This window comes from Telluria sp. ZB4P37, assembly GCF_059685855.1.
Genome location: NZ_JCASID010000018.1, coordinates 1 through 13,235 on the forward strand (window position 1 = coordinate 1; position 13,235 = coordinate 13,235).

Annotated in this window: 14 protein-coding genes and 1 pseudogene; 8 read left to right on the forward strand and 7 right to left on the reverse strand. The window is 53.4% G+C overall.

Annotation, left to right across the window (positions count from 1 at the left end):
- A partial coding sequence (locus tag AC56K1_RS20700; protein WP_497159595.1) for an IS3 family transposase occupies nucleotides 1–86 on the forward strand: 86 nt, incomplete at its 5' end.
- Nucleotides 87–150: 64 nt separating this feature from the next.
- On the opposite strand, the gene AC56K1_RS20705 is transcribed toward AC56K1_RS20700, so the two are convergent.
- The 4 genes and pseudogenes from AC56K1_RS20705 to AC56K1_RS20720 form a co-directional block, all read right to left on the reverse strand.
- Nucleotides 151–624 carry a nuclear transport factor 2 family protein gene (locus AC56K1_RS20705; protein ID WP_497159674.1) on the reverse strand — a complete coding sequence of 158 codons (474 nt, stop codon included), beginning with the start codon at nucleotides 622–624 and terminating at the stop codon, nucleotides 151–153.
- A 181-nt stretch (nucleotides 625–805) separates the two neighbouring features.
- Nucleotides 806–973 (reverse strand): 50S ribosomal protein L33, encoded by a 168-nt coding sequence (rpmG, locus tag AC56K1_RS20710; protein ID WP_005665735.1) that lies wholly within the window; start codon nucleotides 971–973, stop codon nucleotides 806–808.
- Nucleotides 974–986: 13 nt separating this feature from the next.
- Nucleotides 987–1,223 carry a 50S ribosomal protein L28 gene (gene rpmB / locus AC56K1_RS20715; protein WP_123069134.1) on the reverse strand — a complete coding sequence of 79 codons (237 nt, stop codon included), beginning with the start codon at nucleotides 1,221–1,223 and terminating at the stop codon, nucleotides 987–989.
- Between the two features lie 164 nt (nucleotides 1,224–1,387).
- Nucleotides 1,388–1,618, reverse strand: a pseudogene (locus AC56K1_RS20720) (JAB domain-containing protein); the annotation flags it as partial.
- A 610-nt stretch (nucleotides 1,619–2,228) separates the two neighbouring features.
- On the opposite strand from AC56K1_RS20720, the gene AC56K1_RS20725 reads away from it, so the two are divergent.
- The 5 genes from AC56K1_RS20725 (at nucleotide 2,229) to AC56K1_RS20745 (ending at nucleotide 8,966) form a co-directional block, all read left to right on the forward strand.
- Entirely contained in the window at nucleotides 2,229–4,892 is a 2,664-nt protein-coding gene (locus AC56K1_RS20725) for a hypothetical protein (protein ID WP_497159675.1), read from the forward strand.
- An 82-nt stretch (nucleotides 4,893–4,974) separates the two neighbouring features.
- Nucleotides 4,975–5,871 carry a hypothetical protein gene (locus tag AC56K1_RS20730; RefSeq protein ID WP_497159676.1) on the forward strand — a complete coding sequence of 299 codons (897 nt, stop codon included), beginning with the start codon at nucleotides 4,975–4,977 and terminating at the stop codon, nucleotides 5,869–5,871.
- A gap of 374 nt (nucleotides 5,872–6,245) precedes the next feature.
- Nucleotides 6,246–6,755 carry a hypothetical protein gene (locus tag AC56K1_RS20735; RefSeq protein ID WP_497159677.1) on the forward strand — a complete coding sequence of 170 codons (510 nt, stop codon included), beginning with the start codon at nucleotides 6,246–6,248 and terminating at the stop codon, nucleotides 6,753–6,755.
- Nucleotides 6,752–7,219, forward strand: a complete 468-nt coding sequence (locus AC56K1_RS20740) for a hypothetical protein (protein WP_497159678.1) — start codon at nucleotides 6,752–6,754, stop codon at nucleotides 7,217–7,219. The genes AC56K1_RS20735 and AC56K1_RS20740 overlap by 4 nt, the downstream gene beginning before the upstream one ends.
- A 1-nt stretch (nucleotide 7,220) precedes the next feature.
- Nucleotides 7,221–8,966, forward strand: coding sequence for a recombinase family protein (locus AC56K1_RS20745; protein ID WP_497159679.1), 1,746 nt, complete (start codon nucleotides 7,221–7,223; stop codon nucleotides 8,964–8,966).
- A 6-nt stretch (nucleotides 8,967–8,972) separates the two neighbouring features.
- On the opposite strand, the gene AC56K1_RS20750 is transcribed toward AC56K1_RS20745, so the two are convergent.
- A complete protein-coding gene (locus AC56K1_RS20750; RefSeq protein ID WP_497159680.1) occupies nucleotides 8,973–9,317 on the reverse strand; it encodes a winged helix-turn-helix transcriptional regulator in 345 nt (114 codons plus the stop codon).
- 93 nt (nucleotides 9,318–9,410) lie between these two features.
- Here AC56K1_RS20750 and AC56K1_RS20755 point away from each other — a divergent pair, with 93 nt between their 5' ends.
- Nucleotides 9,411–9,917, forward strand: a complete 507-nt coding sequence (locus AC56K1_RS20755; protein WP_497159681.1) for a hypothetical protein — start codon at nucleotides 9,411–9,413, stop codon at nucleotides 9,915–9,917.
- 170 nt (nucleotides 9,918–10,087) lie between these two features.
- Here AC56K1_RS20755 and AC56K1_RS20760 read toward each other — a convergent pair whose 3' ends face one another.
- Together AC56K1_RS20760 and AC56K1_RS20765 are read right to left on the reverse strand one after the other, a co-directional pair.
- Nucleotides 10,088–10,774 (reverse strand): hypothetical protein, encoded by a 687-nt coding sequence (locus AC56K1_RS20760; RefSeq protein ID WP_497159682.1) that lies wholly within the window; start codon nucleotides 10,772–10,774, stop codon nucleotides 10,088–10,090.
- Between the two features lie 219 nt (nucleotides 10,775–10,993).
- Nucleotides 10,994–11,563 (reverse strand): recombinase family protein, encoded by a 570-nt coding sequence (locus tag AC56K1_RS20765; protein WP_497159683.1) that lies wholly within the window; start codon nucleotides 11,561–11,563, stop codon nucleotides 10,994–10,996.
- Nucleotides 11,564–11,751: 188 nt separating this feature from the next.
- Between AC56K1_RS20765 and AC56K1_RS20770 the strand changes: the two genes are divergently transcribed.
- Nucleotides 11,752–13,209: a hypothetical protein gene (locus tag AC56K1_RS20770; protein ID WP_497159684.1), complete on the forward strand. Its 1,458-nt coding sequence runs from the start codon at nucleotides 11,752–11,754 to the stop codon at nucleotides 13,207–13,209.
- Nucleotides 13,210–13,235 lie beyond the last annotated feature (26 nt).

Below are 13,235 nucleotides of genomic sequence, written 5' to 3' on the forward strand. Positions count from 1 at the left end.
GCTATTACAATCACGACCGCATCAAGATGAAACTAAAAGGGCTGAGTCCTGTGCAATACAGAACCCAGCCCTTGGCCGCTCATTAAACCAACCGTCCAACTTTACGGGGTCAGTTCATTCGGGAGCTTTTTTTACGGGGGAATGCGCTGTTCAATGATCGTAACTGAGCACGCGCAGCAGTTTCCACTGGCCGCCCTCGCGCTCCCAGACCATCGAGAAGCGGTACACGCTGCAGCCTTCCGGTTCCGTGGGCGCAGGCTTGTTGCAGAAACGGTGCTGGCCGATATGCATGGCGTGGTTCGGGCCTGCCGGGAAGATTTCCACGGTTTCAGGCATGGCTTCGCGCCGAAGGCGGCCGGCAGCCTTGAAATTCGTTTCGAAAATGGCGATGTTGGCGGCGTAGTCGCTCAGTCCTCCGCGGTCGTGATAGAACTCCAGGCGCGGACTGAAACCCTGTTTCATGGGGCCGATGTCGCGGTCGTTCAGGCCGCCGAACAGGCGCGCATCGGCGGCCGTGATCTCGGCTTCCAGTTGCACCCGCGCAGGGTCTTTCGAGGCTGCTGCTGCTGCCACCCCTGCGGCCATTGCGGCGATCAGCCCGGCAACTACGAATCCCTTGTTCATGCATCCCTCCTGTCTGTGGAAGCGCCACTATGGCCTGGTGGGGCGGATGGATGCACGCCAGAACCGGTGAATCGACAGCGGGCATGGACGAACGGTGCGCAGGCAGGGGCCAATGGCAGGGCGCCGTACAAATAAAAAAGCCGCCAGTCGAAACGGGCGGCTTTTTCGGAGGCAAGATCGATTACTTGATCTTGGTTTCCTTGTAGATCACGTGCTTACGTGCTTTAGGGTCGAATTTGGTGATTTCCATTTTCGCCGGCATCGTGCGCTTGTTCTTGGTGGTGGTGTAGAAGTGACCGGTACCTGCGGTCGATTCCAGCTTGATTTTGTCGCGGCCAGTTTTTGCCATGATAGCTCCCTAATTAAACTTTTTCGCCACGGGCACGCATGTCGGCCAGCACGACATCGATGCCGAGCTTGTCGATCACGCGCAGACCGGCGTTGGACAAACGCAGGGAGACCCAGCGGTTTTCCGATTCCACGTAGATGCGACGGTTCTGCAGGTTAGGCAGGAAGCGACGCTTGGTTTTGTTGTTAGCGTGGGAGACGTTGTTGCCAACCATCACACCCTTGCCGGTAACTTGGCAGACACGTGCCATAGTGCACTCCTTAAATAATATTCCGGACTGGAAAAACGAGAGTATAGCGCGAAAACCGACGCCAAATCAATCACTTGCAGAAAACAATTGTGTCTTAACATAGCTCATATATTTAACAATTGATGTTGAGTGAGCTAAGAGCCTGTTTACACGCCGTAAACTGTTCACAACTGTCCGTGTTCGGCGAAGGAATGCACCTGTGTGCCCGCGACCACAAAATGGTCCAGCACCCGGATATCGATGAGCGCCAGCGCCTGTACCAGGCTCGCGGTCAGGCGCAGGTCCGCGTCGCTGGGCTCGGGCTCGCCGGACGGGTGGTTGTGCGCCAGGATGACGGCGGCGGCATTGCGCCTGAGCGCTGCCTTGACAACCTCGCGCGGGTAGACGCTGGTATGGGCTGACGGATACCAACTGAGGAATAACTCCTTTGCACGAGGCGTCGCCGGGAGTCCTCCGATATGCCGCCAACGGCCAGCAGCTCAAGACCCTTGCCAACGGCCCGGTAACCCGCTGTACCAGCTCAGCATCGCCACCCGGAGTGAGTACGCCCGCCGGCTGGCGGGCAAGCCCTCAACGAATCGTCAGCTTACTACGTCTTCGGGCGTGCCAATAGTCGAGAGCTGCTCCGACTGTCCATAACAAGGTCGACAGCAAATTGCCGGGCAATAGCATGGCGGCACCGTGGTGTTCTCGACTGAGAGCAAATAGCATAATGCATCCGGCCCCGCGAAAAGCCTTCTTTTCGCAGCTTACGTTGCCGCGAGCTACACAATCGCAGAGCGCACCCGCTCGAAGCTCTCCTCCGCATTCGCATACACGCCTTTCCGCCTCAGCATTTCACCAGTGAGCAATGTCGAACGAAACCATTTTTCTTTGACTTTAATCAATAGACCATGAGAATTGTTCCGATACGCTGAGAGCGCCACGTAATTTACCCGGTTCTCATCATTACGTTGAAGGCGGGGACACAGCACTTTTTTACAAAAATCAACATCGGGGACCGTCATGACGAAAGAAATAGCACCAAGTAATTCCCGGCCTGCACCGGTTTCAACTCAAAATCCTGATAATTTATTCAATGGTCGAGTATTTCAGTGGCCAGCTGTTCAGGCGGAAGCGACAGTGGGAAAGAACCAAGGGACCATTCCAATTCCCTTCCCTGGCCTGCCGCATATTCCGACGTTCCCTTATGCAACAAATTATTTATCCCCAACTATCAATGCAGTGAGCGGCGCGCCTGCTGAAGATGTGGCGCTAGACCGAATCCAGCGCAGTTTTCGAGTTGAACTTGATTGGCACATGCTTTTCAGTTCGGCGTTCGAAATTGGAACTGCTACTGGCTTCGAGCACATTCGGCGGCCCTTAGAGAAATCGACAGGAATTGGCCTAGGAGGGGACGGAAATCCTACGCAACAGGGGGTTGAGAATCTTGCGAAATTATTAAACGTAACCCAAGGAGTAAAAACACGAACGCTTCCGTTTAAAAATTGGAACGTGTCGGCAAAGGATACATTGGAGTTTGATGAACAAGACTTCTCCACCCCGGAGAAATATATAGCCATGTGGCGGGAAAAAGTAGGCAGCGTAATTCTAAACATAGATTCCGAGTGTACAGTTACTGTTTCGAGTTTACTTGCAGGTGAAATTGCTGCACGGTATGAACAGTTAAAATCTGAGGTCGATGCCACATCAGTATTTATCGAGAAGGCAGACGAATTGCTAGCTAAAGCTGTTGATAGCAATGGCCTAGACAACTCTTACCGGGCGTCATTGCGCCGTGCAATGGATATGAAGGTGGCATATCAGGAAGCGCGCTCAAGGATGCGTGAGCTGCAGAAAAAAGCCGAATCACTTGGATATAAGTTGGATGCAGAGACGGGTAAAATCGTTCAGTTAACTAGACTAAAAACTTCATATATACCTACTCATCACGCATCCAGGATAGAGAAAGTTGACGAGTTGGGTATAGAAACATATAAATATAAGGTAATCAATGAACGACCGGGGCGCTTCAAGCTTGAGCCGGACTGGGGGGCCAAGGAATATTCCCTGGCAGAGGCATTAAGCCAAGCTGTCGGCCTGAGAGAAGGACTATTTGAGCGCCGTGGGAGCCAGTTTTTTGCGGCCACTGGGCAAAGCCTTGACGATGTATTGTCCCAACTTGACGCATGGGCCATCAACTCTACGTTTGAAAATATAAGTATTCCATTGTATGACTTAGGTGTGAATACGGGCGAACAGCTAACCGGTGTTATCACAGCTTACCGGCCACAAATTGGTCGAATGCCTATCCAGCTACCTAGTTTATTTATTGAAGAAAAGTATCGAATGGTTCTGCGCTGGTGTGGCGCAGCGGTCGGCGAGGTAGTAGAAAGTATTACTCTAGCTCCAGGCGAAGAACGGACATTGGTCATGGAGCGTTCAACGGTGATAGAGCGTGAAACACGCACGACTGCCACCTCTTCTTTAGACATCGCTAGCGAATCAAAGGGGGAATTCGTCTCCGAAGTTGAAGCCGAATCTCGTCGTTCGCGTGATGGAACCCATTCCTCTAACTGGAGCGCAGCTACCAGCGGCGGAGCCAACTGGGGCATTTTCAACGCGAGCGGCCAGGCGGCTGGCGGGCAGACATGGAACGAGTCGACAACCGAGTTTGCAAAAACGCTATCAAAACTCACGCAAAAAGCAGCTAGTTCCCTTACTGCTCGCACCCGCTATGAAGTTTCGAGCATGGCTAGCTATAAAGCTACTACGACAACTCGTGACTCTACAACAGTCTCGTTCAAAAATATTAATCAAGGTTGTGCTTTAACGCTCTTTCTCAGTCAGCTTACAAACCGATATGCTAGAGAATTATACCTATCAGAATTAAGTGTAACAGTCCACCCATGCACAGAAACACTATTTGCAGCAGAATTTGCGCTCCCGAGACAGTTCGCCCTAGGAGAAGTTAACGGTATTTTAAAAGCCATGTCACCGGAAGCCTTACCGATACACTTTAAAATCGATAAGAAAACGGCGCTTGCTGCATATTACAAAGAAATTTTAAATAAGATTGTGGCTTCTCTATATCAATATAACCTTGAAATTGAAGGTAGTGTAGAAAAAGCGATAGAGTGCTTAAAAGCTATCGAAGATGCGACTGACGTCGAAACGGCAATCGACCTAGCAGAAAATGGATTCAGAAAGCTTACAATGAGCAAAAAGAATCTTCTCAATAACGCCGACCCAGTGGACGGGCCCTGTGCCGGGCTGTTTATGACTACCGTTCCATCACCGTCTACTGGGCTGGAAGAATACACTAACAATCTGCGCAATGTCGAGCTCGAGCGGCGCCAGGCGGAAAATCGGGAAATACTAGCGCGCGCACAACAGATGGAAGCCATCGCCAATTCAATTGTTGCGAAGCCGCCGGAGCTGGTAGCAATAGTGCGAAAAGGCGAAAATCTTCAAACCGCCGAAGTTAGTTTTATTGGGGTGCTTCCGGTGGGAACTTGGCTACTTCTAACTGATGGCGTGGTTCAAATTACGTTCGAAGTCAAAGATAAAAGCATACTTGACTACAAACTGGAATTTGAGTCAGACCAACCTTGGCTTGACCCGCAAAATAGGAACATAGGCGCCTTGTTCCATCCCGATAGTAAACTTTCTCTTCCGTTCGTGGTGTGAAATGGAACCGTCAAACGAGATTTGTGTGGCTGATGAGCTCATCTCGCCGCCTGGGCTAGACCCGCGAGAGGAGGATGAGAAAATGTACCTTCTCGAGGCAGTGTCGAACAGCGCTCTAGGACGCCCGTACGAGCTGCCAGATATGCCTATTGAGGCTTTACTATCCTACCTAAATCGATTTGAGGACGATGCTTCCAAGCCTACTTCATACGCAAAAGGATTTGTTGACGCAGAAGTCTTAGGTACGCATACGGCAATGCGCGCTATTGCGGAAAAACTGAGAAGAGACCTTATCGCAGCAGCAAATTTATACGAAAAGTCGGGCGGAAAAGTAACTAAAGAAGTACGCGGTGCCGTCGAAGCGGCGCAGGCAGCCGCGTTGGCATCATTGTCGAATACCCGTATGCAGACCCGTTCGTTTCGGTTGCTATCGCAAGGCGGAGTTTCGCTGCAGTTTGGTGCGGTTACCCAACCTTGGGCAAAGGGCACCAATCGTCAGCTTAGCAAACCAACGACACAAATTTATTCACGAAAAGAGTTATTTAAAAACCCAGCGTTGGCGTCGAATAAACAAGTTCACTTTCGCAACTCAGATAGCGTCCTCGTGTTGCCGAAAAAACTGAGCGCAGCACTTGATAGGTTTGATAAAGTGCTACTCGCAGTTGAAATCGCACCGAGCGTCTACGACCTTTATACTGCAGTAAATGACGAGGACTTCGATAAGGGACTAAAGAGTGTTATTAATGCGTCAGCGATTGTCGGCGGTAAGGTAGCGGGGGACATGCTAACTCGTTTTACTTTTAGTCTCTGCGTAGAAGTCGGTCTGGCGACTGCAGTTGCGATGCCTGTAGCTGCTTTGCCAGTTACCCTAGCTTGTGGGGTCGGCGCTGTGATTGCAGGGGTATATGTTGGTGACTATATAAAAAGTTTACCTACTAAGCTCGCGCCGGTCGAAAATTTGAAGCTTACAACGCCATAATGCAACCTTTGCTGGGGCCAGCGTACGAATGATGTACATATGAGCGCGTTGGGTGGGAGATTACACTTGACTCTTGGCTGCATACGCGCAGCTCCTGCCTCGTGCGGTAACCCAGAAGCATGGCGGATTGCCACAGCAGGCGTAAGAATAGTGTGCTGCAGTTGTGACTGCCTTAAGTCCTTAGATGCAATTTAGCTATCAGGGCGCAAAAGCGGTTGCAATGTAAGTTTCCATGAGGTAATATTCATTTTCCAGTCAGCTGGCATCTGAGGCGCGCTCCCGGCGTTCCTCTCTCAGTCTCTTTATCCATTTTTCCGCCCCGATGTTGTTCGACTTCGGGTTGGCTAACCCATGGATGAAGAAAAGAGATTGAAATGATTGCTTGGCACTACACGACAGCGCAAAAATACCACCTCATCAAACAAAGCGGGCTCTTACTACCTGCCCACATCGGTGTTGTTCCTCCTGAGCTACCTATTCTCTGGTTCTCAACTCATCCAACGTATGAGCCAACGGCTCGCAAGCCGCTGGGCGACGCGTATGGAAATATCATCCGCTTACTGACTGTGCAAGAAATGTACAGGGTGGCTGGCGGCTTGGTCCGACTCGGAATCTCGACTGCCGCTCTTAAGCGGGGCGACGAACTGCGAAGAGCAGCAAAAATGTCGTCGACCATCTGGCGTCGACTAGAGAAGACTGGAAAGAAACTGAAAGCTAATCCGGTCGACTGGTTGGGACATGTCGGTTCGATAGCTCTCGAGGAGGTAACGGTCGAAGTAATGGACGCCCACATGGTTTGGCGCCGCCCCAATCAGCTGAATCCGGATGCATGCTTCAAAGGCGGCGCGATTGACCGCAGCACCAACCGCGAGGCCGCAAAATGAGTCAATTCGCTATCTCCTTCGCAGCGTTCTGCACTGCCGGTCAGCAGCGCAACAAACTCACTACGCGCTGTATCGATGCCGCTCAACAGTGGAGCCAGCGTAATGGCTACACATTGGAGCAGTACCCTGAGCGAGAGGGCACTGGTATCGCCGCGTTCTCTGGCTCGTCCGTTATCCTTGGTTGCCTTCACCTAGTGCAACACCGGCTCGAGCGCGGTTACATCGCGCCTGGCACTGTCTTAATCCTGGAAACGCTTAACGGAATACCACGTGAAGCGCGCGCGCCGGTCATTACCCTGCTGATGAAGTTGATGCAGCATGGGCTTCTCCTAGTCACCCTGGGTGATGGGAAGCTCTGGAATCCGGCTGCTCTTGAGAACTTCTGTCAATTCGTGATGAGCGTCGTCTCAATGTTCCCCGACGATTCCCATTCCAGCGCAGTAGCGACTCAAGGAGGAAACTGACATGCCGCGTGTCATATCGTACGCCCGCTTCAGCTCCCGCAAGCAAGCCAAGGGTCTCAGTCTGTCGCGCCAAGTGGAAGCTGCGGCGGAGTGGTGCACGAAGAACGGCTACACGCTCGAGGCTGGCGACCAGTTCAAAGACGAGGGGCGCAGCGCTTACTCGGGTGAGAATGCGACCGTGGGCGACCTGTCTGTCATCCAGAACAAGCTCCTCAGCGGCGAGATTGAGCCGGGAACTATCCTCATCGTAGAAGCTCTCGACCGGATTACCCGGCAAAGCCTGTCTGAGGCTATTACCTTGATGATGAGCCTGGTGCATAAGGGGCTCGTCATTGTCACGTTGTCAGACGAAAAGGTGTGGGACAAGAAAGCGATGAACGACCTGGGCTCATTTATGATGAGCGTGGTGACACTCTACCGCGGACACCAAGAATCCGAGTACAAGTCGATGCGACTGCGTAAGACGTTCCAAAAGCATCGGAAGACAGGGTCACAGGAAGCGTTCGGCAGCGCGCCAGGGTGGCTGACACGAGACGACAAAAAGACGCCGTGGAAGGTCAAAGAAGAGCTGGCTGTTGTTGTGCGTCGAGTCTTCGAACTGTCTGCGGCAGGGTTCGGCTCTAAAGCGATTGCCCACAAAGCAAATACGGAAAAATGGCCGGTCGTGACACGCTTGGGCAAGCAGGAAGCTGGCTGGCACGCGCAAATGGCGGGTCAGCTGCTCCGGAATCGCGCTGTCCTTGGCGAACTCCAGCACCGCATTCGGACGCATGATGCTCATGCGCAGCATTGGCAGGGTCTTATCACGGGAACACCAATCGAGAACTACTACCCCCGCATCGTGAGCGATGACTTGTGGAACCGGGCTAGGGCGTCCGTTCGCTCGCGTGCAGTCGCAAAGCGGCGTGATGCGCACTACTACAACATCTTCTCAGGGTTGATGTATTGCGGGCTCTGCGGTGCGCCTATTCACCGTAAAAGTGAACGCACGGGTCACAGCCATGCGCAGCTGCAGTGCAGCGACAAAGTGGCTGGCAAAACAACGTGTAAAACGATGTCCGCTAACCGCGCAGACGCAGCCGTCCTAACCGCAATCTACGAGTACGCTATCGAAGTGCTCGGAACTGATGAGCGTGCCGTCGTGCAGGCGGACTTGGCAGCCCTAGAAGGTGCGATTACGGAGAAGCAGTCGGAGGCCACGAACATCGCTCGAGCCATCGCCCAGTCCAAAGGACGGGTGCCGGCGCTCATCTCGTTGTCTATCACCCTGGCCGAAGAGGTCGAAGCGCTTCAGCAGCAGCTCTTGGAGGCGAAAGAAGAGCAGGCAATTCAAGCACCAGGCAGTGTCTTCGACGAAACGTTCATCACTGAAGCAATGGGCTTTCTGTACAAGCCAGACGACGAGACAGCAAAGGAGAAGCGGGCGGAGCTGCACCTGAAGATTTCCCGGGTGGTCGATACCATCTGGCTGTTCGCGTATGACTTGGCTGTCATCAAGTACAAAGACAGTTCCGTGCTGCAGCCCGTGGCCCTGCCTCACAAACAGCTCCCGTCGCGCGTCAACCCGGCCGCGAAATACCACAAGCCGCCGACGCAAAAGCCAGAGCGTGCGAAGCTCTACTGGAAGGCCGCAATGGCCGGTGAGCTGGAGCTCCCTGAAGCGCGCAAGACAGTGGCGTTAAGCAGAAAGGTCAAGCCGCTGCTCCTCGAGTACGCTGACGAGGAAGAGTACCCCGAAGCTGCCTGACGGTGGCTATTGGACCAGCGAAATGACAAACTCCCGGCCGGCCTCGTTGAGCGCGTATAGGCGACGCCGGGAGTTCTCAGGGTCAGTACCCCAAGACACCAGCTCCAGGCCCCTGCCGACGGCACCAGAATCCCCTGGGCTACCTGAAGACAACCGCTGCAGGTGTCGGGTTACTGCAGGCTGAGCAAGGCCTATGTTGCGCACCAGGTCGGCCGCGGTGCAGTCCGGATGACTTGCTATGTACAGCAAGCAGGCAACGGTGGACACGGATAACACAGGGTCCAGCTTCAGCACAATTTTCGTCTTCAACAGCAGCTCATCCGCTGCGCTTTTCAGGTCGGTGTCAGTCATTGCAAATACATCACATTTAGATAGTCTCCATAGATTAAGCTATCTTATCTACAAGTGCATGAATTTCGGCGGCAACTGATGTAAACTGTTGGAATGACCACCGAATTTCACGAATTTCCGGCGACGAGTACCCCGCTTGATACATGGATGTCGCACTGCAAGCACTCGCGCGCCGCGTTCCGCTTCCTGTCGAAGCACTTGGCCGAACTTAGCGACGAGCTCAGCTGCATCGTGCTCTGGTCGACGGCCGAGGATGAAAAGCGCTACTCGTGGTGCCACCTGCAGCGTATCCATGACGTCTTCAGACTGCGGGTTGTACATCTGGAAGGCGAACCCGAGGCTGCTGTGATGGCCCCTGAGCTGCTCTACGCTGACCCGAGCGCTCTAGCGCTCGACAGGGTGCTTAACGTACTAGACGACGTGTCAGCCGTGCCGGCGCAAGCTCGTCTGGACCTAGTTCGCTTCATTAAGGAGGGGTGTGAGGCACAACTGATGGAGGTGACAATCGCAGAGATGACCGGCGCGGACGTCAGCTCGCTTCAGCCCAAGAACGTCATGCTCCACGAGCTGCGGGCTTACTGCAACGCGCTTGGCGCCTGAAACGGAAAAGAACCCGGAGCGTGGGTCCAAACGCTGTACCGCAGCCTGCTGCCGGCAACTCCAGGTTGTCCATGCGCGGAAGCGCTGTGCTGCCTCTGGCCGGGCTTCCGTCATCCGTCAGGGGCCCTCCAGATGCACAGCGGCTACCTCAGGCGGTCCTCCACGGTGCATCAGTGGCGAAAGCGTAGGGACCCAGTGAGAAAATCCCGGGTGAACTGAAAGATACCCTTTGGATTCCACAGGTACTCCTTGTCGAAGCGACCTTTGGTGGGCAGGGGGGTAACGGCTAGGTTTGAAGCCTGGATGTCCTCCCCGTTTTTCTTGTGTGAAACTTTTTGACCCTCTTTTTCGTCCTCACCATAACACCCGCTCAGCATTAGGAGCAGCGCATCGGCGTCGCGCAGCATTTGCTTCCCGTCAGCGGTGAGGTCAGTCCTGTCGGCGTAGGCATCCTCCTTCGGGTAGAAGTGTGCCGGTGCAGACAGGGCGGTCGGCGTCATGTATGCCGGGTACACATCCGGGGGCGGCAATTCGCGAGTCTGCGCCGGCGCCCGGTAATAATCCTGTCCGCCATCCTGGTCGTAAGCATGCCCGTCGGCCTGCTGACGGCGTGCGTGTTCGCCATCGTAGGGGTGAGCGTGCGCCTGCGCCTGAGCGCGGGAAGCCTCCAAGGCCTCAATCCCCTGCTGGATGGCCAATGAAGCGCCCCAGGATGGTTTTGAAGCGTCCAAAGCGGCCCCCGGAACAAACGCCATAGGGTCGATGGAATAATCCGCTGGCTCGTAACACGATTGGTCGAAGTGATTATCGAAGTGGTTATGGAAGTGATTGTCGAAGGGTTGGTCGAAGTCATCCATGAGTGTCTCTTCAGGGTTGGTGGAAAATCTATCTATAAGTAGATACTTTTTATTGCGCTCTGTCAAGTTTTAACTGGCAGGTGGTCGGCGTTTCCTCGACACCGCACTTCGGTGCTGCTGCTCACCCGAAGATTGCTGCACTCATGAAACTGGCAGTCGAGCTGGATGGCTTTGCGGTCTATTGAAGACTGACAAGCCATTGTCCGCCGCCTTTTGACGTTATTGGTTCGGCTGTTTGCTGGCCGCTTGCAGGCTATAAAGCATGGAGCGAGATACGCCGAAGTGCCGGCCAATCTCAGAGACAGACATCTCCCGGTCCCGCATCATCGCCAACGCCGCCTTCCGCTGCTTGAGGTCAAGAATAGGTGGTCGACCGCCTACTCGGCCGCGTGCCCGAGCCGCAGCCAGGCCAGCCAAGGTCCGCTCCCGGAGCAGTTCGCGTTCGAACTCGGCTAATGCGCCAAACATATGAAAGACGAGCTTTCCCGCGGGGCCGCTCGTGTCGATGGCTTCTTTGAGCGATCTGAACTTGACCTCGCGCGCCTCGAGCTCCCTGCCGATGCGAATAAGGTCTTCCAGGTTGCGACCCAGCCGGTCCAGGCGCCAGACGACGAGGGTGTCGCCGCCCCGTAAGGCTTTCAGGCAATGAACAAGCTCAGGCCTGTCAGCGGTCTTGCCGCTGGCCTTGTCCTCATAGATGATTGCTGCTCCCGCTGCCAGCAGCGCGTCGCGCTGCAGGTCGAGCGTCTGTTCAATTGTGCTCACACGAGCATACGCAATCGTCGTCATACGTACCCTTTTTCAGATGTTGATTGTTGAAGTAGATGTTGGACATCTGAAAGGGTATAGCTTGGCCTGATGGCGATGAACCGGCGCGTGCACCGAAACTCATCGTTTTCTGGGACCTGCGAAACTTCCGTAGTATTCTCTTGTGCTGTGGGACACCTGCCTCAACACGCTGCCCCTCTTATGAAGAATTGAGTCTGCAACCCAGGCACCTGGATGCACTGGTAGAGAAAACAAGGAATATTTTGGAAAATCTGGATGCCACATTTGGAACGTTTTTAAGTACCCGTCTGGATATGCGCTTAGCGGGCAGCTGGGAAGATTATCAACGGGACTCTGTAAGAACTCTCCCCTTGGCGACCTATGTCCATGAGCACATGCATTTCTTTCAAACTATCTTTACGGGATATGGGCAAATTCAGTGGAGCAGTCATCGTCAAATGACTGCGTTTCTTGTTTCCGAGTGGAGGAAATTAATTCCTTTAATGAATGGAAAGGCTAGGATACCTCTGGCAAGCTGCGGGATTAACCAGGAAGTAGAAAAAACGAGTCGATGGTTGTACGAAACCGCGATGGAGCAAATGAGGATGGCCAGGGCTCGTTTTAGCATGCAGTTCGGCACATTGACCTTAAAAGAGTGCGGGTCATTCCTCTTGAAACATGATTGGACCGCAAATCCGGTCATTGAAATAAGCGGAAAGCAACGCTGTCTTCAGACCAAGGATTTACTCGAAGGTCATGCGCACTTTGTGGAGCGAACTTTTTTAGAGAAAGTTGCTGATGTAGACCATGAAGTTGCATGGTCCCGCGAGGGCTTGCCAGACCAATACACAGCGGCCTATGACTGGTTCATTCAAGAGTGCGGGATTTCTCGTCGCGAAGAATTCCCAGCTATTTGCGACCTTGCCTTGCAAATAAGTTGGAAGCCGGTTATTCCGAAAAGCGAAAAGGAATGGCGCACATCCAATCCGTCTTGGCGCTTTGTTGCGCTGACTCGTGCTCTTGCAGAGAACTCCGCTTTATCACTGGGACTACCCCAAAATTGGCCAAAGAATTATTCAGAATTTTGCGAGAAATTGTTACGCATATGCGAATTTTCTCAACTGGATGAGATTTTCGAAGAGCGTCTCGCTGCGCTGGCACGGAAAAAAGAATTGATGAGCGTTGAGACGCTAATGAAAGACGGCATCGAGTTTAGACAAAAACAACCTTGGTGTACCGTAAACCCTCCAACGGAATTGGAACTTATGTACACAATGTTCGAGCGTTTTAAGGCACCTTTTATCGTTATTGGGAATAGACCGGGAACCTTTGGGGAGGCCGGAGTATCTGGCGGGGAGGTAGTGTTCGAGCTGCAATACCAAGCCCTTGCCGCCCAGATATTTGGCGATATATCATCAACGGCGCGCCAGTCGGGAACTATTGAATGCGCATTTGGAAAATATGGGATACCAAATGGATGCGGCTTTCAATCGTCACACGGTTGTCCGGGGAGATTCATTCCATCTGAGGGCGTGCCGCACCCTATGACGATGAAGCCTGACGGCCAGCTTGACGGGTGCTCCTTTGATTGGCTACTTTCTAGTGTTGGTATAGAGGCGCGAGACATAGAACTATTCCCTGATGCGAAGTTTCCACCGCTTGCTTAGCTACGATGCTCGCCTTATAGCTACCC

What these genes read in the sequence shown, in the direction of transcription:
- AC56K1_RS20740 (WP_497159678.1), top strand. Translation starts at nt 6,752, where the DNA reads ATGAGTCAATTCGCTATCTCCTTCGCAGCGTTCTGCACTGCCGGTCAG.
- AC56K1_RS20750 (WP_497159680.1), bottom strand. Translation starts at nt 9,317, where the DNA reads ATGACTGACACCGACCTGAAAAGCGCAGCGGATGAGCTGCTGTTGAAG.
- AC56K1_RS20705 (WP_497159674.1), bottom strand. Translation starts at nt 624, where the DNA reads ATGAACAAGGGATTCGTAGTTGCCGGGCTGATCGCCGCAATGGCCGCA.
- AC56K1_RS20760 (WP_497159682.1), bottom strand. Translation starts at nt 10,774, where the DNA reads ATGGATGACTTCGACCAACCCTTCGACAATCACTTCCATAACCACTTC.
- AC56K1_RS20755 (WP_497159681.1), top strand. Translation starts at nt 9,411, where the DNA reads ATGACCACCGAATTTCACGAATTTCCGGCGACGAGTACCCCGCTTGAT.
- AC56K1_RS20765 (WP_497159683.1), bottom strand. Translation starts at nt 11,563, where the DNA reads ATGACGACGATTGCGTATGCTCGTGTGAGCACAATTGAACAGACGCTC.
- AC56K1_RS20725 (WP_497159675.1), top strand. Translation starts at nt 2,229, where the DNA reads ATGACGAAAGAAATAGCACCAAGTAATTCCCGGCCTGCACCGGTTTCA.
- rpmG (WP_005665735.1), bottom strand. Translation starts at nt 973, where the DNA reads ATGGCAAAAACTGGCCGCGACAAAATCAAGCTGGAATCGACCGCAGGT.
- rpmB (WP_123069134.1), bottom strand. Translation starts at nt 1,223, where the DNA reads ATGGCACGTGTCTGCCAAGTTACCGGCAAGGGTGTGATGGTTGGCAAC.
- AC56K1_RS20730 (WP_497159676.1), top strand. Translation starts at nt 4,975, where the DNA reads ATGTACCTTCTCGAGGCAGTGTCGAACAGCGCTCTAGGACGCCCGTAC.
- AC56K1_RS20745 (WP_497159679.1), top strand. Translation starts at nt 7,221, where the DNA reads ATGCCGCGTGTCATATCGTACGCCCGCTTCAGCTCCCGCAAGCAAGCC.
- AC56K1_RS20735 (WP_497159677.1), top strand. Translation starts at nt 6,246, where the DNA reads ATGATTGCTTGGCACTACACGACAGCGCAAAAATACCACCTCATCAAA.